At 48.0% G+C, this 21360-nt stretch carries 19 protein-coding genes; 12 read left to right on the top strand and 7 right to left on the bottom strand.

Annotated elements, in window-relative coordinates; translation table 11 throughout:
* Window positions 1-24 precede the first annotated feature (24 nt).
* Complete coding sequence (locus KNP00_RS05330) at window positions 25-1485, bottom strand: UDP-N-acetylmuramoyl-L-alanyl-D-glutamate--2,6-diaminopimelate ligase (protein WP_215142967.1); 1461 nt, start codon at window positions 1483-1485, stop codon at window positions 25-27.
* Between the two features lie 248 nt (window positions 1486-1733).
* Window positions 1734-1967 carry a hypothetical protein gene (locus KNP00_RS05325; RefSeq protein ID WP_215142965.1) on the bottom strand — a complete coding sequence of 78 codons (234 nt, stop codon included), beginning with the start codon at window positions 1965-1967 and terminating at the stop codon, window positions 1734-1736.
* A gap of 122 nt (window positions 1968-2089) precedes the next feature.
* Between KNP00_RS05325 and KNP00_RS05320 the strand changes: the two genes are divergently transcribed.
* Window positions 2090-2305, top strand: coding sequence for a zinc-ribbon domain-containing protein (locus KNP00_RS05320; protein ID WP_215142963.1), 216 nt, complete (start codon window positions 2090-2092; stop codon window positions 2303-2305).
* A 134-nt stretch (window positions 2306-2439) separates the two neighbouring features.
* On the top strand, window positions 2440-2745 hold the full coding sequence (locus KNP00_RS05315; protein WP_215142961.1) for a hypothetical protein: 306 nt from the start codon (window positions 2440-2442) through the stop codon (window positions 2743-2745).
* Here KNP00_RS05315 and KNP00_RS05310 read toward each other — a convergent pair.
* The gene (locus KNP00_RS05310; RefSeq protein WP_215142959.1) at window positions 2691-3491 is read right to left on the bottom strand and encodes an HAD-IIB family hydrolase; all 801 of its coding nucleotides are present in this window, start codon (window positions 3489-3491) and stop codon (window positions 2691-2693) included. The genes KNP00_RS05315 and KNP00_RS05310 overlap by 55 nt on opposite strands.
* A 398-nt stretch (window positions 3492-3889) precedes the next feature.
* Here KNP00_RS05310 and KNP00_RS05305 point away from each other — a divergent pair, with 398 nt between their 5' ends.
* The 4 genes from KNP00_RS05305 to KNP00_RS05290 all read left to right on the top strand — a co-directional run bounded on the left by KNP00_RS05305 (window position 3890) and on the right by KNP00_RS05290 (window position 6334).
* Window positions 3890-4450 carry an RNA polymerase sigma factor gene (locus tag KNP00_RS05305; RefSeq protein ID WP_215142957.1) on the top strand — a complete coding sequence of 187 codons (561 nt, stop codon included), beginning with the start codon at window positions 3890-3892 and terminating at the stop codon, window positions 4448-4450.
* Window positions 4447-5169 (top strand): anti-sigma factor, encoded by a 723-nt coding sequence (locus KNP00_RS05300; protein ID WP_215142955.1) that lies wholly within the window; start codon window positions 4447-4449, stop codon window positions 5167-5169. Before KNP00_RS05305 ends, KNP00_RS05300 begins: the two co-directional genes overlap by 4 nt.
* Before the next feature lie 62 nt (window positions 5170-5231).
* Window positions 5232-6137, top strand: a complete 906-nt coding sequence (locus KNP00_RS05295) for a Gfo/Idh/MocA family protein (protein ID WP_215142953.1) — start codon at window positions 5232-5234, stop codon at window positions 6135-6137.
* Window positions 6138-6151: 14 nt separating this feature from the next.
* Entirely contained in the window at window positions 6152-6334 is a 183-nt protein-coding gene (locus KNP00_RS05290) for a hypothetical protein (RefSeq protein WP_215142951.1), read from the top strand.
* Window positions 6335-6376: 42 nt separating this feature from the next.
* On the opposite strand, the gene KNP00_RS05285 is transcribed toward KNP00_RS05290, so the two are convergent.
* Window positions 6377-7273 (bottom strand): DMT family transporter, encoded by an 897-nt coding sequence (locus KNP00_RS05285; RefSeq protein ID WP_215142949.1) that lies wholly within the window; start codon window positions 7271-7273, stop codon window positions 6377-6379.
* 325 nt (window positions 7274-7598) lie between these two features.
* Between KNP00_RS05285 and abc-f the strand changes: the two genes are divergently transcribed.
* Complete coding sequence (gene abc-f, locus KNP00_RS05280; RefSeq protein WP_215142947.1) at window positions 7599-9443, top strand: ribosomal protection-like ABC-F family protein; 1845 nt, start codon at window positions 7599-7601, stop codon at window positions 9441-9443.
* Between the two features lie 17 nt (window positions 9444-9460).
* Here abc-f and KNP00_RS05275 read toward each other — a convergent pair whose 3' ends face one another.
* On the bottom strand, window positions 9461-9625 hold the full coding sequence (locus tag KNP00_RS05275; RefSeq protein ID WP_215142945.1) for a hypothetical protein: 165 nt from the start codon (window positions 9623-9625) through the stop codon (window positions 9461-9463).
* 564 nt (window positions 9626-10189) lie between these two features.
* The gene (locus KNP00_RS05270; RefSeq protein WP_215142943.1) at window positions 10190-11038 is read right to left on the bottom strand and encodes a Cof-type HAD-IIB family hydrolase; all 849 of its coding nucleotides are present in this window, start codon (window positions 11036-11038) and stop codon (window positions 10190-10192) included.
* Between the two features lie 146 nt (window positions 11039-11184).
* Here KNP00_RS05270 and KNP00_RS05265 point away from each other — a divergent pair, with 146 nt between their 5' ends.
* The 5 genes from KNP00_RS05265 (at window position 11185) to KNP00_RS05245 (ending at window position 20129) form a co-directional block, all read left to right on the top strand.
* Window positions 11185-12699 (top strand): glycine betaine uptake BCCT transporter, encoded by a 1515-nt coding sequence (locus KNP00_RS05265; RefSeq protein ID WP_215142941.1) that lies wholly within the window; start codon window positions 11185-11187, stop codon window positions 12697-12699.
* A gap of 146 nt (window positions 12700-12845) precedes the next feature.
* The gene (gene kynU / locus KNP00_RS05260; protein ID WP_215142939.1) at window positions 12846-14120 is read left to right on the top strand and encodes a kynureninase; all 1275 of its coding nucleotides are present in this window, start codon (window positions 12846-12848) and stop codon (window positions 14118-14120) included.
* 12 nt (window positions 14121-14132) lie between these two features.
* Entirely contained in the window at window positions 14133-14972 is an 840-nt protein-coding gene (kynA, locus tag KNP00_RS05255; protein ID WP_215142936.1) for a tryptophan 2,3-dioxygenase, read from the top strand.
* A 15-nt stretch (window positions 14973-14987) separates the two neighbouring features.
* Window positions 14988-15611: an arylformamidase gene (gene kynB / locus KNP00_RS05250; RefSeq protein ID WP_215142934.1), complete on the top strand. Its 624-nt coding sequence runs from the start codon at window positions 14988-14990 to the stop codon at window positions 15609-15611.
* A 102-nt stretch (window positions 15612-15713) separates the two neighbouring features.
* Window positions 15714-20129, top strand: coding sequence for a glycosyltransferase family protein (locus KNP00_RS05245; RefSeq protein ID WP_215142932.1), 4416 nt, complete (start codon window positions 15714-15716; stop codon window positions 20127-20129).
* A 66-nt stretch (window positions 20130-20195) separates the two neighbouring features.
* On the opposite strand, the gene KNP00_RS05240 is transcribed toward KNP00_RS05245, so the two are convergent.
* A complete protein-coding gene (locus KNP00_RS05240; protein ID WP_215142931.1) occupies window positions 20196-21353 on the bottom strand; it encodes a glycosyltransferase in 1158 nt (385 codons plus the stop codon).
* Window positions 21354-21360 lie beyond the last annotated feature (7 nt).

Genomic DNA, 21360 nt, shown 5'->3' with positions numbered 1-21360 from the left:
ACGATGACGTTTGTCATCGTTTTGTTAAACAGCAGGCTCCTGTCCTTTTCGCCTCTTCAATTCTTTCAGCAAAATATCCGATTCATTGAACGGAACCGACTGACGGCCGATGCGTTCGACATGGTCATGCCCTTTGCCGACGACAACAACCCGTTTTCCCTCTAAAGCTTGCATTACCGCATGGCGAAGCGCATCTTTCCTCGCTTCAAACGTCACATAGTTCGTGGTCGGTTGAACTCCTTTGACTAAATCTTGAATGATTCGTTTCGGGTCTTCCATGCGCACGTCATGTACAGTGACAATCAGCTCGTTCGAATAATGACTTGCGATGCGTGCCATCTCTTGTCGTTTCGATGGATCTCGGTCTCCTGCCGCACTCAAGACGACGACGAGAGCACGGTCGTCTTGTTTCAACGTGGACAAACATTTCTCGAGACCGTCTGGCGTATGTGCATAGTCGATATATATTTCAGCATCTTCTGTATCGAGTCGTTCGAGACGTCCTTTTGGCAACGTGAGCCCGGGTACATTCGAAACGATTGTTCGTAAAGCCATATCTGAAGTCGAGACAAGCCCGATTGCTGCAGCCAAGTTTGCCGCATTGAACGCTCCCATGAATCGAACAGGTACTTCAAGTTTAAATTCATTCATGTTGACGAGCACCTGGTCTTCCAACCAAATTACTTGAATGTCAGCCTTTTTTTCCTCGCTCGTACTATACATGATCGTTTGCCGGGTCGGAGCAAACTCGGCCATAATCTGACTTGCCGGGTCCTCTGCGTTTAAAACGATCGCTTCCCCGTTCGTCACTTCCACCTGTTCGAACAGTCTTGCCTTTGCCCGCGCGTACTCATCCATCGAACGATGGTAGTCTAGGTGATCATGCGTTAAGTTCGTAAATGCGGCCGCATGAAAGTGAATTCCGGCCACACGTCCTTCCATTAATGCATGTGACGACACCTCAAGGATACAATCGGTGACACCAGCTTCAATCATTTCCGCTAGAATACGGTGCAAGACGACGGCTTCCGGTGTCGTATTGGCTGTTTCAATCGTCTGATGATGAAAGCGCGCACCAATCGTACTAACGATTCCGGCGCGACGTCCTGAAAGCCGTAACAAATCATATGTCAACGTGGCTGTCGTTGTTTTTCCATTTGTTCCGGTCACACCATATATACGCATCCGATGTGAGGGGTGGTCATAAAATGCACTCGCAACCGCTCCGGCAGTCTGTTTCGTGTCAGCGACAATCACATTCGGTACATCAAGATCGAGTGGATATTCTGAGATGACCGCACTCGCACCATTGGTGACGGCGTCTTCAGCAAACTTATGACCATCAACCGTATAGCCACGAATGCAAATAAAAACGTTTCCTGAACTGACCTTTCTAGAGTCCGTTTCGACTCCGGTCACCCATGGATCAAGCTCAATGTCATCCATCTCATTTCCTAAAATGGCGGACAAACGTTTCGTTCTCATGCTGTTTACGTCCTTTCTCATGGGTGTCGCTAGATTCATAAACCTTATCGTCATAGTACTAAATTTTACCGGCAATTGAGATGACAAATATATTACTTCCCGTTTTCAAGGGAAAGCAATCACTTCACGAAAAAAACCTAGACGTTTCAATTACGTACTAGGCTTTCCCTTTTGAATTGTTGTTAGCTCTATTTCAAGGACATGGGAGGCAATTACTCAGACCCTTTCTGGTCCGTTCGATAGCGGAATCAACCGACTTTCGTCCTGCGTTTTCTGAATCGTTCGTTGACGGGAAGACAGGCAAGAACTTGTTCGATTCGAAACGTTCGTCTCGCTCGTTTATTCAAATCCCATGCCACGACGTGCTCCCCTTGCACTTTAATTAATTTAACCCGTCGCTCCGAAAACATCCCCTTTCGGTCGACATACACTATTTCTATGACTCTTCCCGAACGCATCCATCGTAACAATTCTGTTCTCATCCTGTTTTCCCTCCTTTAATCCCATTATACAGAACATTTGTTCTTATTTCTATTCATAAGCTGTTCGTTCGAGCGAGTTTCTATTATGATGAAAGAAATAGAACAAGAGAGGAACAAGGACAATGAGCTATGTATTATTACTGATTTTAGCGGTCTTTTTATTCGGTGCGATGATTTTCGCCGCACTCGCATTACCGAACCTTCGCAACATCTTATTCAATCGCGGTAGTCTGTTCAATCAACAGAGTGAGACCGTCACGTGCCCGAAGTGTAAAACTTCATTTAAACGCGCACCAGGAGATGCGCAGACTTGTCCGAACTGTTACCACACATTTTAGTTCACGCCTATGTCGTACATCCTTTTGTTTGAATGAGAGCATAATAGTGAAAGAACAGTATGGGCGCTTTATTAGAGTAAAGTTCCTCATTCTTTCACAGTTGAGCCTCTCATTCCATACGAAAGGAGTTGCATATGCTTCCTACACTCGATGAGCGCCTGATCGATCAAATTCGTCAAAAAAATCGACATGCTCTAGAAAAGCTATACTCACGCTACGAAAAGCTACTTTATCGATACGCACTTCATCTGAATGACGACCCTGCGACTGCCGAAGCGGCCATGACCGATTTATTTTGTCTTATCTGGCAACAACGGCTCGACTTCAATCCGCATTCCGAAACGGTTCGTACAACTCTCCTCCGTTCATTAGAACAGATTGTTCGTCATATGAAAGAGCAAAAGTCAGACTCCAACACTTCTAAAATCCCTTCTGCATAAGGCTTTTTTGTCATTTTTGAATGAATCTGTTTTGCCTGTTCGGTCGCATTGCTTACTAGATAGCCATTCCCCACATGCGCCAACATATCAAGGTCATTCCCACTATCACCGAATGCATACGTATTTTCTCGTAAAAACGAAGCAGTGGCGCATACATATCGAACACTGGATTCTTTTCCAGCGTGCATCGGATAGAAATCGACGTCAAATGCATCCGCCAGATCACCCGCTTGAGGATTGCATCGACTGATGTTGACGGCGACTTCTTCTTCGTCGGCCAGTAGATGAAGCGCCTCTTTCCAGGAGCCGATTTGGTCACGGACATAATAACTACGGATCCAAGGACTCGTTCCATTACCTGGCTGCTCTTCTAGTTCAATGCGCCTCTGTATAATTTTTGACACAATGCGCTCGACGCGAGAAACAAAATCATCCGGAAACGACTTTTGATATGCTTGCTCTATTGAAAACGTTCCGTCCGCCTCCACTCGATACAATTCTGTCCCGAGACTTGAGGCGATACGGTGTGGCCAAAAACGAAGGTTCGCCCGATTGATTTTTTCACGCAATGACTCGAGAGAACTACCGGTTACCCACATCGTTGACAGTTGATCGGAGTAGCGTTCCAAAAAATCTTCAAGCTGACGCACGGCCGCCAATTGAGTCGGTGTACAAGCGTGAGGGAAATAAGTTTCATCAAAATCAAAGCAAATGAGTGTGTGTCCTTCATTCGTAAATCGCTTCATGCTATCGTCTCCTTATCGGTTTCTCTCTTTCCTATAGTACAATGAAACAAAGGAGGCATCTTATGATTCAACGTGTTTTTCGCTTCTACTGCCAAATGAGTAGCCTGGTTACGGGCTTTTTCATTGTATTCGCTTTTTTATTTGGAATCCGCTCGTATTTCTTTTGGGCAACGATGGGCTCTCCCTTGACTGCTATCGGTCTGATGCTGATGACAGCAACCGGGTTAAGTGTCGTCACCTACATCTTTTCAGAGAAATTAAGATTGTTCATTTATAAGAAAATTCCTAGCCCATCATCTACATGTTCAATAAATATTCACACAAAATAGACATCTATTTTTTCGTTTTATACGTTAGATCAATACAAGGGACATCCCTTCTGCGCAAAGGAGTATGTTATGACTGACTTAGACTTATATGAGCGTGTCAGGCAAAAGGACAAAGAAGCGCTCGAAATATTGTATGATCGGTATGAACGCATTTTATATGCTTTTGTCCTCCAGTTGACAAAAGACCGTGATTTGGCTGAAGAGGCCATGCAAGAAGTATTTATCAAGCTTTGGCGTGGTGGCGGTGTATATGATGAAACAAAAGGAAAGTTTCGCTCTTGGCTCTTTACGATGAGCCGTCACGTGGCGATTGATTTAATCCGAAAGCGGAAGCCCGATTTACAGCTAGACGAATCCTACGCCGAGACCATCCCTTCTGAGTCACCATCCGTTGAAAAAGAAGCAGAGTGGCAAGAGGAACGTGCTCAAATCGAGACGGCCATGGCGACGCTACCGGCCGAACAGCAGCAAGTCGTAAGACTCATGTATTTTCAAGGATTGAGCCAACAAAAAATTGCTGATACGTGCGGCATTCCTCTCGGTACGGTAAAAGGAAGGGTCCGTCTCGCGCTGAGGCAACTGAAGAAACACTTATCCCATGAACTCATTGGAAAGGAGGTAGAACAATGAACGGATGCGACCAATTAATCGACTACTTTAACCAACACCTATCGGAAGAGGAACGTGTGAAATTTGAACAGCACCTCGCGTCATGCAAAGACTGTCAAGAAGAGCTCAAGCAACTCGAAGCACTCGTCGGTGGCGTCGCGTTCTTGTCTACTCCGGCCGAGCCACCCCGAGGCATGAAAGCGCGTGTCCTCGATCGTGTGTTTGAAGAAGATGACGATGAACCTATGACAGCCGTCGAGTCAACGAAACCCGCTCCGCCTGCGACACCATTCAAACAGAAAACAGAACGGAACGTACCGGTTTGGGGAATGGTCGCTTTAGCAGCGGCACTTCTCTTTTCCTTAATCGGGAACGGCTATTTGCTCTCGACTCAATCGGATTCACCTGGTATCACACTGACCGAAACGATTCCGCTCGACGGCGAGTCTGAAGGGACTGCTTATCTTGCGGAGCAAGACGGTACGACTCAACTGATCGTTCAAACGAACGGCTTAGCATCACTCGACGCCAATGAGGTATACCAAGTGTGGCTCTTAAAAGATAACGCCCCGATTCCAACAGGCGCATTCGTCACGGACGACAAGGGTAATGGCACCGTCATTTATACACTTGACTCGAGTGAGACCGACGTCGACTGGGACACGGTCGCAGTCACGAAAGAACCGAACCGTGGCAATGAGACCCCACAAGGTGAAATCGTCTTAATTGCCAGCCTATAATTCATCCACCGGACACATGAGCTGTCCGGTTTTTGTTATGATGAACAAAAGGAGTGAACGTCATGCGAAAACCAAAAATCGGTATTGTCGGACTCGGGAGTATCGCTCAAAAAGCATATTTACCTGTCCTCGTGAATCATCCACTAATTGATGTGGTCGGTGCTTTTTCCCCAAATGTCTCAAAGCGTGAAATGATTTGTGAAACGTTCCGGATGACCCCATTCCATACGTTGAGTGAACTCGCTTCATCCGTAGACGCCGTGTTCGTACATAGTTCGACTTCAACCCACTATGAAATCGTGTCATATTTACTGGAACACGGTATTGATGTATACGTCGATAAGCCGCTCGCCGCAACCTTGAATGAAGCGGAGCGACTCGTTGCTCAGGCCGAACAGCTCGATCGCAAGTTGATGGTCGGATTTAATCGACGCTTTGCCCCAATGTATAAGCGGTTACAACATGAATCACCGTTCCATATGATTGACGTGGTGAAGCATCGGAAGAATGAAATCGGTCCACAAGATGTGACCTTTACCTTGCTTGACGACTACTTACACGTTGTGGATACGTTACGCTTCCTTGCCGGGAGCGAACTACGACTCATCTCAGGTCAAATTGAAGTAAATGACAAACATGAGCTCCATTTCGCCCGCCACATTTGGCAAGATGAGCATGGGATGCACACGACGTCCATGCACCGCTCTGCAGGCGCGAATCACGAGCATGTCTCGATCGTCCGTGATGGAGAACGATTGTCCGTTGATGAGATGGTCACATTACACCGTTTCAAGGAAGGGCGACATGAAGTCGAAACATTCGGTTCATGGGATCCAATGCTCACCGAGCGGGGGTTCCAAGGCGCGATTGACCATTTCATTTCTGCACTCATCGAGGATACAGCGATTTTGACAGACGGTCGTTCCGCCCTTGAGACACAGCGTATTGTCACGAATCTGTTCCCTTGAAAGGAGGTACATTCATGGTTTTCATCATGGTCATGGTTATCGTCGTAGCAGCGATCGGTGCTGATACGATTGTCAAAGTAAAAAAAGCAAACATCGAGGAGCGCCGTCTAAAAATCGAAGAAGAAAAGCTTGCCATTCACCGGCTCGAACTCGAGATGGAGCGTGACCGACATAAGCTCGAACATCGCGGATTTTAACAAAGCGGTCGTCCTCTAAAGAGAAGGACGACCGCTTTGTCGTTATAAATGACGTTCTGAAACCGGTAGTTGTCGTCGGTCTGCGAGCGTTGACCAGGTCACTGCCGTCATGATACAACCAGCACCGACAAAGAAGTTGAAATGAAGCGTCTCGTTCAAGACGAGCCAACCGAGCGTTCCGCCGACCAAGGGTTGAAAGAAGAAAAAGAGTGACCCGACACTCGCATCCATCAACTCGAGCCCTTTGTTCCAAAAGAAGAACGCTCCTGCCGTTGATACGACACCGATATAGAGAACACTTAGCCAAAGGACACCATTCAAATCTGGAACTCCGTTTTGAATGACCTCTATACTCATCAACGGTGTCATGAACACCCATGCGACTCCAATCGCAAACGTGGTTAACGTCAACGTCGACAAGGTCTGTGACCCGATTTTCACATAAATCGACATGAGCGCCCACGTCACGGCAGCTAGAACGAGTATGAAACTTCCTACCCGATACGTTCCCCCACCTTCCCAACCAATCACGATCAAAATACCAATTGTCGCTAGTACGAGCGCCCCTATTTTGACAGGAGTCAGCCGTTCTTTTAGTAGGATCCGGGCGAACAGCACCATGAAGGCGGGCGTCGCTGCCGTCACGAGCGAGCCGGTGTGTGCATCTGATAATTTTGTCCCGATAAATTGAAACGAAATTGAAGCAACGTATCCGATGACACCGACGAGTCCGATCCATTTCCAATCCGTCCGTCGAATCGATTCCCGTCCAAATCGAATCCAGACGACAAATAGGACGGTAAAGGCGACTGCATATCGTAACCAGACGAACGTGAACGGTTCAATATATGCGAGCGCATATTTACTGGCCACATACATCCCGCCCCATATACTCGCCGCAAGGGTCAAACTGAGTGCTCCTAGCCATTCTTTCCTCATTTCTTCGCCTCCTCGATGGCGACTATATACGACACCCTTGCTTCCATTTCCTTTATTTTCATTGTCAGTCATAAGAAAAACGCTTACAATCAAGACATAGATGAATGAAAGGAGGGAGAAAGGTGAAATTTGTCGGACGTACGCATTGGACAACTGAACATTTGTACATTTTGCGTGCGATTTTTCACGATGTCGCTTAATCAAGGGACCCGTCTGTCCTTTTTTAGACATTGCTGAATAAACGACAAAGCGCCTCTCCCTTTCAACCGAGCGCTTGTTTGCGCTCGGTTTTTTTGATAGGCCCTAACTATAGGAGGAACCTATTATGCTAATCGATCTTCAACACATTCAAAAACAATACGGTGGTCACGCCGTTCTTACAGATGCGAATTTATTCATGAACGAACAAGAACGAGTCGGACTCGTCGGTCGAAACGGAAGCGGCAAAACGACACTGCTGCGTATGATTGTCGGTTCTGAAGAACATGATGCCGGGACGATTTATCGTCGTCAGCGACTCTCGGTCGGCTATCTGGTCCAGCTTCCCGACTATCCCGGGCATAGTGGTCGTGACGTCCTGCATACCGCTTTTGAGGAAGTAAACCGACTTCGTGAGAAGATGTCTCGCCTCGAGCTCGAGATGGCGACGACCGAACAGCTCGAACGCCTTCTCGACACATACGGGACGGTCCAAGCACAGTTCGAACATGCGGGAGGATACGTCTACGAGTCAAAAATCAGCGCGATGATTGACGGACTGAAACTGACCTCATTCGTCGATCAGCCGTTCGATACATTGAGCGGCGGGGAACGGACAAAAATTGGTCTCGCTTTGGCTCTCCTACAAGAACCAGAGCTACTCATTTTAGACGAACCGACGAACCATTTAGATTTAGAAGCGATGACGTGGCTCGAGTCCTATTTGCAGGATTACGATTCAGCGCTCCTGATCGTGTCCCACGACCGCGTGTTCTTGGATGCGGTCGCCACACGAATCGTCGAGTGTGAGGACGGAGAATTGACGAGTTACTCAGGGAATTACACGGACTTCGTCGCACAAAAAGAAAAACAGTTGCTTGACCAGTTCCATGCTTATACCGAACAACAGAAGAAAATCAAAAAAATGAAAGAAACGATTCGGCAGTTGCGGCAATGGGCCAACGAAGGCAATCCACCGAATGAAAAGTTTTATCGTCGCGCCAAATCGATGGAGAAGGCACTCGATCGCATAGAGCGCATCAAGAAACCACAACTCGAAGCCGAACAACCGAACATCCATTTCACGACAAACGGACGAACCGGACGCGACGTCTTTGAAGTGACTGATGCGACACTCCGTTACGATCGACCGCTTTTTGAAGATGTGAGTTTTTACACAGGGCACGGAGAACGCGTCGCCATCGTCGGACCGAACGGGAGCGGCAAGTCTTCTCTTTTAAAGATGTTGCTCGGTCAAGTCGTGCCGCAAGCCGGGACCGTAAGGCGAGCCGACCAAGCAAAAATCGGTTATTTATCGCAGCATATCACGTTCGATGAATCGCATCGATTAATCGAGGCATTCCGGGACCGAATTGCGGTCGATGAAGGAAAAGCGAGACACCTCCTCGCCCAGTTCTTATTTTACGGGGCGAGTGTGTTTAAACCTGTCTCGAATTTGAGCGGTGGTGAGAAGATGCGACTCATGCTCGCCATCCTCGTCCATGAAGAAATGAACGTCCTCGTCTTGGATGAACCGACGAACCATTTGGATATCGAATCAAGAGAGGCACTAGAAGAGGCGCTCGAACGTTTTCCTGGAACGGTCGTCACGGTATCGCACGACCGCTACTTTTTAAATAAGTTGTTTCCGGTGACATACTGGCTTGACGGGACGATGACCCGTTTCGAAGGCAACGTCGCCTATGCCTTGGAAAAACGGGGACAAGAACCAAAAGAAGAATCAAAAGTGGAGCACGCAACATCATCGAAATCGATGAAAAAGACGAAACCCACATCATCTACGGCTGATGAAGAGGCTCATCTGACCCAGTTAGAGGCCGAACATCAGGCATTGCTCCGACGAATGAATGAACTGGACGATCTTGATGAATTGATGGCGCTACAACGACAAGCCGATGAACTACAAGAAGAAATCGACGACGTGATGAGACGTTTACTTGAATCTTTATAAAAAGAAGCGGCACCCGATCAAGGGCGCCGCTTCTTTTGCTCGAATCGAGTCTGTATGAGATAGCCAATGACCGCAATGGCCATCAAACCAACCGGTAACAGGCGATACACCCCTTCAAGCGTGCCTACCGTGAGCAGAATCATACCACTAAAGAACGTTCCGAACCAATATAGTTTTGACATAGAATCCCTCCATCCGCTGCATTCACCCAATAGAATACCACAAGAAAAGCGCCTCACTCGGCGCTTTTCTTGATTCTCTAGTCCCCGGACTTTCATCCAATCAAGCCTCGCTCGATTGACCGTCCCATCTATAATCTGGTTCGACTAGAGATGTCCAAGGCAGTGTGACGCATCATTCGAATCGCTTCATTGTCCATTGGTTCACCAATTATTTTTTCATCGGACAACATGAAATCAAACGGGTGACTCGTAGACATTTTGATTGAATGGGCACAGCAAGACTTGGCACCTATGTCGTCCATCTATGGCGCGGATCATGTGGAATTCCTCATACATAGTCTGTCTGGTATGTCTGCTTTCATCGCAAACAGAGGCCGACGCATCATCGCTCGGAATACACGATTCACGCTTTTGTGGACTTTCCCATCCCTTTCTTCCATCAGCTACAAGTGACGAACGACTCGCCCCTTCCCCCGACCCATTTCAGAAAGTGAATGGTTATATATAAACAATATCCATTTTCATCGACCTTCAATCCCTGTTCACGATTTCTCCATACTTCCTCTATATATAATGTGTCAATGCGTAGGCGACCCCATCCTCTTCCGCATCTTTTGTGATATGGGTACTCAAGTCCTTCAGCTGATCCACGGCATTCCCCATCGCGATTCTAGTTTCGGCCACTTCGAACATCGACACGTCATTCAGATTATCTCCGATGGCGACGACATCTTGCATCGGAATCTCATAATGCTCTGTTAGTTCTCTCAATGCTGCGCCTTTACTAGCACGAGGGTGACCTATCTCAATTTTTGTCCAACCAGCCGTAGTAATCAAAATGTCGTCCCGTCGTTCATATATTTTACGTAAGCGATGCAGCTTTTGGCGGTCGAACGAATAGATGAACACCTTGTACACTTCATCTCGTGAAAAGTCGATGTCTGCCATCGAATCCATATACGTCAGTCCGAACTGCTCATTTTGAATTTCAATCTCACGTTCCGCCCACTCACGAGTGAACGACTGATCGTGTAGCAACACCTCATCGAGTTCCCTTTTCAACAACTCGGTTCCTGAGCGAAGTACCTTCACCCCAGCGTTCGTATAAAATTCCACGTAAGCCTCGTCCGATTTCGCAATTTCCCACAGCTCGTGTACGACCGTTTGATTCATCGCATAATAGTAAATTCGCTCGTTCTCATAAAAGCCAATCGCCCCGTTCCCCGACAAAATAGGACAAACGAGGTCGCTTCGCTTCAACAACTCCTCAATGTCATGAATCGAGCGTCCTGAACAAATCGCAACGATGTCACCCGCTTCTTGTCGACGACGAATCACTTCTTGGTTCGCTTCTGTAATGACACCTTTACGTGATAGCAACGTCCCATCTAAATCAATCGCAATCAGTTTCATTCTTTCTCCCCCCTCAGTCATTTCTTTCCCGATTCAAGTGGTCAAAACACAATCGAATGCGAACTCGGGGCACCTCCTGTTTGCATTGTTGAAAATAGGGAATCGTTTATTAGTTCTCAATAACATTTAGATCGAAAGGAGACATCATGAAGGACTCTACGCAAAAGCCACGTTTGAATCGCGTCTTTTATATTTCGGCGAGTCTCGTCGCCCTACTCGTTCTGTTCGGGGCCATCGCCCCAAACACATTCGCCTCAATCGCAGGCTCAATTTTCAATTTTACAACTCAATCATTTGGATGGTTCTATTTACTCTCTGTTTTCTTGTTTGTCATCTTCTTAATTTTTCTGGCGTTCAGTAAATACGGGAAAATCCGTCTCGGGAAAGATACCGATCGTCCTCAATATCCTTTCTTCACATGGATTGGCATGTTATTCTCTGCCGGATTCGGTGTAGGTCTCGTCTTTTGGGGTGTCGCCGAACCGATGAGCCATTTTTTCACCCCTCCATATGGGGATACGGAAGCATTGACCGTTGAAGGAGCGCGCCTTGCCATGGCATATTCCTTCTTCCACTGGGGTGTGAGTCAATGGTCGGTCTTTGCGATTGTCGGACTGATTATCGCCTATTTCCAGTTCCGAAGAAACGCGGATGGTCTCATCTCGACTACCCTTTCTCCTCTCATGAAAGAGCGACCTTACAAACAACCTTTAAATCAGACAATCGATATTTTAGCCGTGATCGCGACCGTCATGGGGGTCGCAACCTCACTCGGCTTAGGTGTTCTCCAAATAAACGGTGGGTTGAACAGTGTGTTCGGACTCCCGAACACTGCTTGGGTGCAGGTCCTCATTATCGTCGTCTTGACCATTCTCTTTTTAACATCCACCACGACCGGACTTGATCGTGGAATCAAGTGGTTAAGTAATATTAACCTAGGGACAGCACTCGTGTTAATGGTCTTTGTCTTTTTTGCCGGTCCGACCATTTTCATTTTAGAGACATTGACACTCGGTTTAGGTGATTATTTACAAAACTTCATTCGCTACAGCCTTCGTTTGCAACCATACCAACAAGGAACGTGGGTACGGGATTGGACCATCTTTTATTGGGCATGGGCCATCGCCTGGTCCCCGTTCGTCGGAGCGTTCGTCGCACGTGTCTCACGAGGACGCACCATTCGTGAATTCGTAGTCGGGGTCCTGATTGTTCCTCCGTTCATCGCGCTTCTTTGGATTGCTGTTTTCGGAGGCACCGCCTTGCATTTGGATCTATTCGAAGGGACTTCTATCGCACAAGCCGTTGACGCGGATGTGACGAGCGCATTGTTTGTGACGTTTGCTGAGCTACCCTTCAGCTTTATTCTATCGGTCTTGTCGATTCTACTGATCTTAACGTTTTTGATCACATCGGCAGACTCCGCCACCTATATCATCAGTAGCATGACGACGAATGGACGACTAAATCCACCGCTTCCTGTTCGAATCGCGTGGGGGGTCCTATTAGGAGGAATCGCCGCCGTCTTGTTGATCGCAAGTGGACTTGAAGGTCTCCAAACCGCTTCCTTGATTTCCGCCTTGCCCTTCACGATCATTCTTCTACTGATGGTCTTTACGCTATTCAAGTTGCTCCGCCAAGAGAACGTCCGAAAAATTAAATAAGTACCACATAAAAGCGTTCAGGATTATTCTTGAACGCTTTTTTGTCGATCCTACATATGTGCCACCTCGTTGTTTGTTGACTTCCTATGACCTGATTGCTACGATTTTGACAACGTACACAGCAATAAAAGGGGGAATACGGGGAGATGAACGATTTCACACGTGCCTACGCACAGCAACTAGACAAACAGGACCCGCTCGCATCGTATCGGGAAGAGTTTTATTTACCGGAAGACGGAATTTATATGGATGGGAATTCACTCGGACTCTTATCGAAACGAGCCGAGCGTACGCTCCTTGAATCGCTTGCGGACTGGAGAGAGCTCGGGATCGATGGTTGGATGTCCGGTCGTCATCCTTGGTTCAATTTGTCTGAAGAGTTGGCCACACTGAACGCGCCGCTCATCGGAGGAAAGCCAGAAGAAGTGATGGTGACCGGTTCGACGACGGTGAACTTGCATCAACTCGTCGCCTCTTTCTTTAAACCAGAAGGCAAACGAACGAAAATTTTGGCAGACGCCCTCACGTTCCCGTCTGACATTTACGCTTTGAAGAGTCAGCTCGAACTGCGCGGTCTCGCCCCATCAGAACATCTCGTTCAAGTCGCCAGTCCGGATGGCCGTTTCTTAGTAGAAGATGATTTAATTGAGGCGATGACCGATGAGATCGCCCTCATCGTATTGCCGACCGTCCTCTACCGGAGCGGTCAGATTTTAGATATGCCTCGTCTAGCGAAGGCGGCACACGAGCGCGGGATTTTGATCGGTTTCGATGCCTGTCACTCCGTCGGTGCCATCCCTCATGACTTCCATGAATGGGGTGTCGATTTCGCTTACTGGTGCAACTATAAACATTTAAATGGAGGGCCGGGAACGGTCGGTGGCTTATTCGTTCATGAACGTCACTTCGGCACGACACCTGGACTCGCCGGATGGTTCGGTTCGCGCAAAGATAAACAGTTCGATATGGATCACACGATGACACCAGCCGAACATGCAGGTGCATTCCAAATTGGAACACCACACGTTATGAGCCTCGCTCCACAGCTTGGCGCGCTCGAAATGTTCAACGAGGTCGGAATGGACGCGATTCGTCAAAAATCACTCGCCCTCACGACGTATATGATGGACTTGATTGAAAGAATGCTCAAACCACATGGGTTCTTCATCGGAAGTCCGACCGACACACGGCAGCGTGGTGCGCACCTAAGTCTAGAACACCCTGAAGCGGCACGCATCTGTAAAGCGTTAAAACAGCATCGCATCATCCCAGATTTTCGGGCACCGAATATCATCCGTCTCGCACCGGTCGCCTTGTACAATACATTCACCGATGTGTATGACGTGATTGTGACGTTAAAGAAAATTATGGATGACAAAGAATACGAGGCGTTTGAGAACGTCCGCGAAGTGGTCGCATAAGGGGGAACTGTCATGAGTGAACGCACGGAACATAAAATAGAAAAATCGATTCAAACCGACTTCTCGAAAGACATGTCGTACGGTGACTATTTGCAACTCGACCCGATTTTATCGAGCCAGCATCGCCTCTCTGATCATCACGATGAGATGCTGTTTATCATCATCCATCAGACGAGCGAGTTGTGGATGAAACTCATCTTGCATGAATTGACGGCGGCCACGACGGCCATCACGAACGGGGAGCTCGAACGCTCATTCAAGATGCTCGCCCGTGTCTCAAAGATTCAGCAGCAACTCATCCAGTCATGGAGCGTCCTCGCCACATTGACACCGGCCGAGTATTTGGAGTTCCGTGACCAGCTCGGCTCTTCCTCTGGCTTTCAGTCCTATCAAAACCGTCAGATTGAATTCGCGCTCGGCTTTAAAAATGCACGGACGCTCAGTGTCTACGCGCACTATGAAAAGCTGTATCCGCTCCTCGAAGCGTCGCTCCAAACCCCTAGTGTTTATGATGTGACCGTCCGCGAGATGTCTCGCCGTGGACTCTCGATTGATGCAAGTGTGCTCGAACGCGATGTCACACAGGACTGGGAATGGAATGAAAGTGTCGAAAAGGCGTGGGTCGAGGTGTATCGGGACGTCGACACGTACTGGGACTTGTATGAGCTCGGTGAAAAATTACTGGATATCGGTAGCCAACAACAAATGTGGCGCTTCAACCATATGAGCACTGTAGAACGCATCATCGGTCAGAAGATGGGGACAGGAGGCTCGTCTGGCGTGAACTATTTACGTCGCGTGCTCGATCATCGTTTCTTCCCTGAACTGTGGACGGTCCGGACATCACTATAAGAGGAGCTGAAGGAAATGACATGGATTGATGTATCACAACCGCTTCATGCCGACGTGACGACATGGCCGGGAGACACGAAGTTTTCGTACGAAATCGCTTGGCCGATGGCACGGAGCGGCTCGGTCAATGTAGGGAAAGTGACGATGAGTTTACACGTCGGGACGCATATCGATGCGCCGTTCCATTTTGATGATGAAGGAAAACGTGTCATCGACCTCGACCCTTCCGTTTATATCGGACCAGCCCGTGTCATTCATCTACCGCATAAGGCAAAGATTGAAGCATCTGATTTGGACGGTCACGATTTGACCGGGGTGGAACGCCTCATTTTGAAGACGGATGGTTGGCCGGATAAGCGCGTCTTCCCAGAAACGATCCCTGAACTGACACCGTCTCTCGCGAATCGTCTCGGAGAACTCGGAATCTTTTTGATCGGACTCGACTTACCATCCGTCGATGCGATTGACAGTAAAGAGATGAATGCCCATCATGCGTTAGCACGAAACGGTGTTCACATCTTAGAAGGACTCGTCCTAGATGACATCTTGCCGGGGGATTATGATTTGAACGCCGTTCCCCTCCCGATCGTTGAAGGGGATGGAAGTCCAGTTCGCGCACTGCTTCGTCCCATGTCCTAACGAGATAGCCGGAATCGGCTGTCTCTTTTTTGATTAGACAGGGATAGCCCGACGTTTGGCGAAATAGATGACATACATTGTCTGAAAGGAGGCAGATCGGGTTTGCAACGCATCTTATCTACTCTACGAAACGGTCTGCATACGTACCGTTATGACCTCATCGCCTTGACGATTATGATGTCATGCATCTTTGTCTATGCGTACCCACTCTTTTCATCGGGGATGGTCGTCTTTAGTGATATCGCATTCGGTCTATCATCCGACCGTTATATCGAAGAAATTTTTGGTGCGTGGAATGAGCGGTGGAGTACGACGACATTGTTAAACGTACCTCGACTCGTCTTTATCGCACCGCTTTATGGACTGAGTCTATTGTTGGACGCGTCTGGACCATTTCTCATCAAATCCTTCATCCTGACGTTGCTCATCGTTTCGGCACTCAGTATGTACGCACTCGTCAAACGACTTCATTCGATTTATATCACGAAACAGTTCCAACTGATGACGCTCATGACGTTCACGCTCGCCGGGCTCTTTTACGCGTTGAACCCATGGATCATCACGCGTATCCAACACATTTATCTCCTATGCGGCTATGCGTTGTTCCCGTTCGCACTCCTGCTCTTTTTCAACTTGTTCGACCCGAAATTCCGACGTCAGCTAGACCCGGACTTTTCGTTCGACAAACGACTTTCACCGAGAATTTGGATCGATGCCATCGGGTTGTCCGTCACGTTTATGTTTATGTCGGCCGGCATTCATTATTTTTTCTTCTCGGCCATTTATATGGGGATTATGCTCGGTCTGATTGCGCTCAAAACACTTTGGACCGAACGGAAGACGTTGTCGTTCAAATCGTATCTCTTCTACTACGTCCGACTCATCACGGCAGTCGGATTCGTGTTCATCTTGTTCAATGGCTACTGGTTCTTCATGTATGTCGGTTCTATCTTGTTCGGGGCCCAGGCGTCACAACATAACATTAACGTCACGGAGACGTTGATGCTGTTCAGTCGCAACTCTTCGATTGAAAATGTGTTATATACGATCAGTTACTGGTGGCCGATGTTTGACTTGCATACACTTCCGCTGACGTTCTGGGTGGCAGGAGGCATCTTGCTCTTCTTCATCGCCATCGGCTTTCTCGGTAGCTACAAACGACCGATTCACTTATTTTTCGGTTTACTCGGGATTGGCTTGATTGTCTTCGCGACCGGAACATATGAATGGGTCGCCACGGCGTTCGTCGCGCTCGTCACGTACACACCGTTGATCGGTCCGATGTTTCGTGACCCGAACAAGCTTGTCGGTCTGTTGATTGTCAGCTACAGTTTGCTTCTCTCGCTCGGAATTGGAATAGTCGATGCCAGACAGTCTAAGGCGATTCCACGTCCACTCTACCGTGGTATCCTTTTTATCGGCAGTTTTGTAGCGTTGACCCTTTTTATCTATCCGTATCGCACCGTGTATATGGAGGGTTTTTATAAACCGGTCGATGTACCTGAAGAATACGTGACCGTCCAAGAAGAAATTGATGGAAAATGGCTTCAATTCCCGATTGCCGATGAGATGACCCAGCCGATCACCGGCGTGGCGACACCGAGATGGAATCAAAATCCTGCACTCGATGAAACGGTCAAACCGACTGGGGACTTCCATGTGTATAGCTCACTTGAAAATACGGTGTTCCATCATGAAGGGTCGACTCCAGCGATTCGCTATCTGTTTTCACTCTTACAGTACTTGCTCGATACAGGGCGGTCGGACGAGGCGAGTCATTTAATCAAAGTGTTCGGTGTCGACCAGTTCGCGTATCGGGATGAATATTTAGGGATGGAAGAACGACAGCAGTTCAACTTGGAGATGCTCGCATCTCAACGTGACTTACTTCGAACGAAACAAGTCGGACTGTTCACCCTGTTCGATATTGTCGCACCGCTCACCGACCGGACCGTCCCACAGCTGATTGTGACGCCTTATGGCCTCGATCGCTCCATCACCTATGCGACATTGCCTGGTTATGAACAAGGAAAACAGTCGATTTTATTCACGACACAGCGACATAGTGACGACTTTGATTGGATTCGTCCGGGTGACGCGATTGAAATGGTTGAACAAAAGGATATGCTCCTCAGTCAAATTCCGGACATGTATTATTGGAAACCGTTCGAGGCAATCGATTCTGCCAATCCGTTTCTCACATGGGGCAAGACTCTATTCGCGAACAGCGACTGGCGTTGGTATCAACAAACGCAAGGTGTGAAAGCCCCTGCATTCGACCTTGATTTCGGAGATGGGGTTGGGCTTTCTTTCGCTTCTGCCCGAATCGATGCTCCACCTTACGAACTCGACGACTTGCCGACCAAGGAAGTCGCCTCTTTCAACTCGATGCTCGAAGATGAAACGTTCTTCAAATCGGACAATCCGGACGTCGTCGAACTGTCACCTAACCCATTGTCTTCGACGAACGATGTGCCGCTTCTTCAAGCCGAGGTCGCGAAAGGCGATCCGAACTACATTTGGCAAGTCGCGAAGTCCGGGCTGTTGCCAGCTCTCCCGAATAACGCATATCGGTTCGATATCATCGCATCAGGTCGAGGTGTCGACCGCTTGCACGTCAAAGTCCGCTTCTTTGATGCATCCGGTGAAGAAATCGACCAGACTTACGTCGTCGCACCGAGAGATTCCGGAAATTTAGACGGGATTCATCTGCGCGGAGAATACGTGACGCCACGGGCTGCCGAGACGATGCGCATCGACTTATTGAGTTATCAAAAACCAGAACGGAAGACATATTGGTGGATTCACGATGTTCAAATCGAGAGCTTCGAGTCACACATGGTGCCGAACACGTTCTCCATTACGAAAGAGACACCTCCTGGGCGCTACATCGGATTCGCCCGTGTCTTGTTGAATCAGAGCGGCGGACAGCTTGACGTGTCCATCAATGACGACGAGCAAGTCGTCGAAACGGCAAGACAGACCGGTGCCCGGCTAGAATGGGTGCCGCTCGGAATACACGATGTCGATACGAACGAAACGACCATCACTGTCGAGAACACGGTCGGGTTCAATGCCATTCAAAACATCGTCTTCTTACCAGAGGAAGAATGGAAGGCGTTACAGCAGTCACTCCAAAATGTATTAGAACCTACGAACACGTTCATGGTCCTCGAAGGTGAACAAGATTTCGATTACAACGGGACGATCCAGTCCGAGCGGAACTACCCTTCTCTCAGTTTTGGGAAAGGAGTCTCACTCACATCCGGCACGTTGTCTCGTTCAATCGATGTGGCAGAGCCAGGTGAGTATCGATTCCATATCAACCTGACACCACCTGTCTCGACAGATGGAACGATTCGTTTACGCCTCTTGCAGAACGAAGAAGTCGTTCAAGAAGAGACGATTGAGGTCACAGAGATGCAGCAACTGCCTGATGTGAAAACGGACATCGGGTCGCAGACGGTCACGTATGACTCCTTGCGTCGTGACTTCCCATACCAACTTCAATCGCTCGAAGATGTTCATCCGACATTGAAACGGTGGACGCCGAGCACGTTCGAGATGGAGAAGGGATCGTACGCACTCGAGTTGACCGTAGACAGTAACGTGCCATCACGAATCGAGTTGGAAGATTTACGGAAGTTCGACCCAAACGAAATCGTCGTGACCGAACCGCTCGCAACACCTGAAGCGGCCGCGACGTGCGCGACCTGTGTATCCATTACAGACGATATGTTTGAGTCCACGATTGAAGATGACACGTTTATCGCATCTTATGAGCCGACCTGTTCCTGTGACTGGTATATTTTCGTATCGGATCAAATCGAGGCACTCCCCGACCGAGAATATTTGGTCGCTTTTGACGCACGGAGTGAACAGATTCGAAATCGCCATGTAAAAATGTACTATCTCGACGAGCAACGTCGCGTGATTGGGACCGACTTCATCAGTGAAGTGGAAGAGTATCGAAAATCGACGTGGAATCACTATGAACAAATTTTGATTCCACCAAAAGGCACCGCTTCGATGCAACTTCATATTTGGGCGCGTGGAAACATTGAAAATGTAGGACGACTGGAGATGAAGAACTTGAACGTCGTCCGCTACGATCACCTTCTCTTGACCGACCAAGTGACTGTCGAGGAAGTGACCGAACGTCCGCTGCTCGCTACAACAGAAGCAGAATCACTCGACGTGAAACGAAGCATGATGAAACGAACGGTTTCCCATGAGGATACGCTCGGTCGTTTCACATTGAACGACTCTCCGTCCCCATTGTTCGAACTCTCGAGCGATGAGGGGGCACAGCGCGGTGACGTCGCCTTGAATGGCGTGACGCAACTGTACATGTCTTCCGAACGTGACGTACAAGTGAATGCCGTATTACGTCTCGTCTATTTTGTTGGCATGATCCTCCTGTTACTCGCCACACCAGTCTCATTCTTCTTCTATTGGAACGCGCGACAGGAGGAACCGCTCCTTCGTCGGTTGCGACAGCGATTCAATAAAGTGTAAATCCTATGTCGATGACACACAAAACCCACGTCCTATACGAGGCGTGGGTTTTGTGTGTCATGCGATTCATCGCTTTGTCCGACTGACAGCTCGCTGTTTTCTCAAGAGAAGGGCCATCGTCTTCAAAAAGGCGATCGAGTCTTTTACGAGATTGACATGTGAGCCTTCACGCTCGATACACGTCACCGGCTGTTGATAGACGCGAAGGCGCTCTTTTTTTGCCGCATACATCATCTCTAAGTCGATAGCAAATCCACTCGTCGCGCTCAAATATGGCAATAATCTTGGAATCGCTCGGCGATTGATAATTTTCAGCCCTGTCTGTGAATCCGACACGCCTTTCGGTAGGAACGGTTTTGTGATCGTTCGCTTTGCAAGGCTGACGAACTTCCGGACGAGACTTCTGTCTTCAATCGTTAAATCTTTCGTACCGATGACGATATCGTAGTAATCGTTTTCGGCGATGCTTAGCAGTTGAGCGATGTCGTCAACCTTGAAAGAATTATCCGCATCGACAAATACGTAATATTCACTCGAGATATGCGTCATCCCTTCGATAAAAAGACCCGCTTTTTTCGTGTTCTGCTTCAACTCATACATTTTCAAGTAATCAATTTTGAACAATGTGTCTGTCGCAGACATCACAATGTCCCGATACTCTTGTAAAAGATGCTTTGATTGATCGGACGAAGCATCGTCTACGAAATAGACAGATCCGTGCAAATAGTTTCGTTCAATCATTTTGGTAAGGGATGTCAAAAAAGCATGAATGTGTGAAAATCGTTTCTCTTCATTAAAAATTGGCAATATAAAGGCTACAGTCCCTTTTTTTACAGCGTATTCCGGATGGATAATATTTTGAATCTCAGCGAGCAGTTCATCCTGATATTCTTCTCTATAATAAAATATTCTAAAAATACCATTACCTAACAATTTATTAAAGGGGAAGTTCCCTATATGTCGAATAACGTCATCAACCCATAAAATTGATGCCTGTGGATGGTACGTGCGTAGTGCCGCCGCCACAGTTAATCCTTTTTCATACTCAACGTAGTCAATCACATACACTTTGACTTGATCTTTCATCCCCCGAATATCGGGTGAAATCCTTTGTTCAGATTGATGGTTCGCCTCAGATAGAACGAGCTCATAGTGTGGAATACAAGAAGCATACGGAATTTGTCGTTGCTGGTCTGTGAAAATGACCACTTTCCCTTTATCCATTACATTG

Source organism: Exiguobacterium qingdaonense (genome assembly GCF_018617855.1).
Lineage (GTDB): Bacteria > Bacillota > Bacilli > Exiguobacteriales > Exiguobacteriaceae > Exiguobacterium > Exiguobacterium qingdaonense.
The sequence above is the reverse complement of the archived record's forward strand: the minus strand, read 5'-3'. Positions and strand labels throughout refer to the sequence as shown.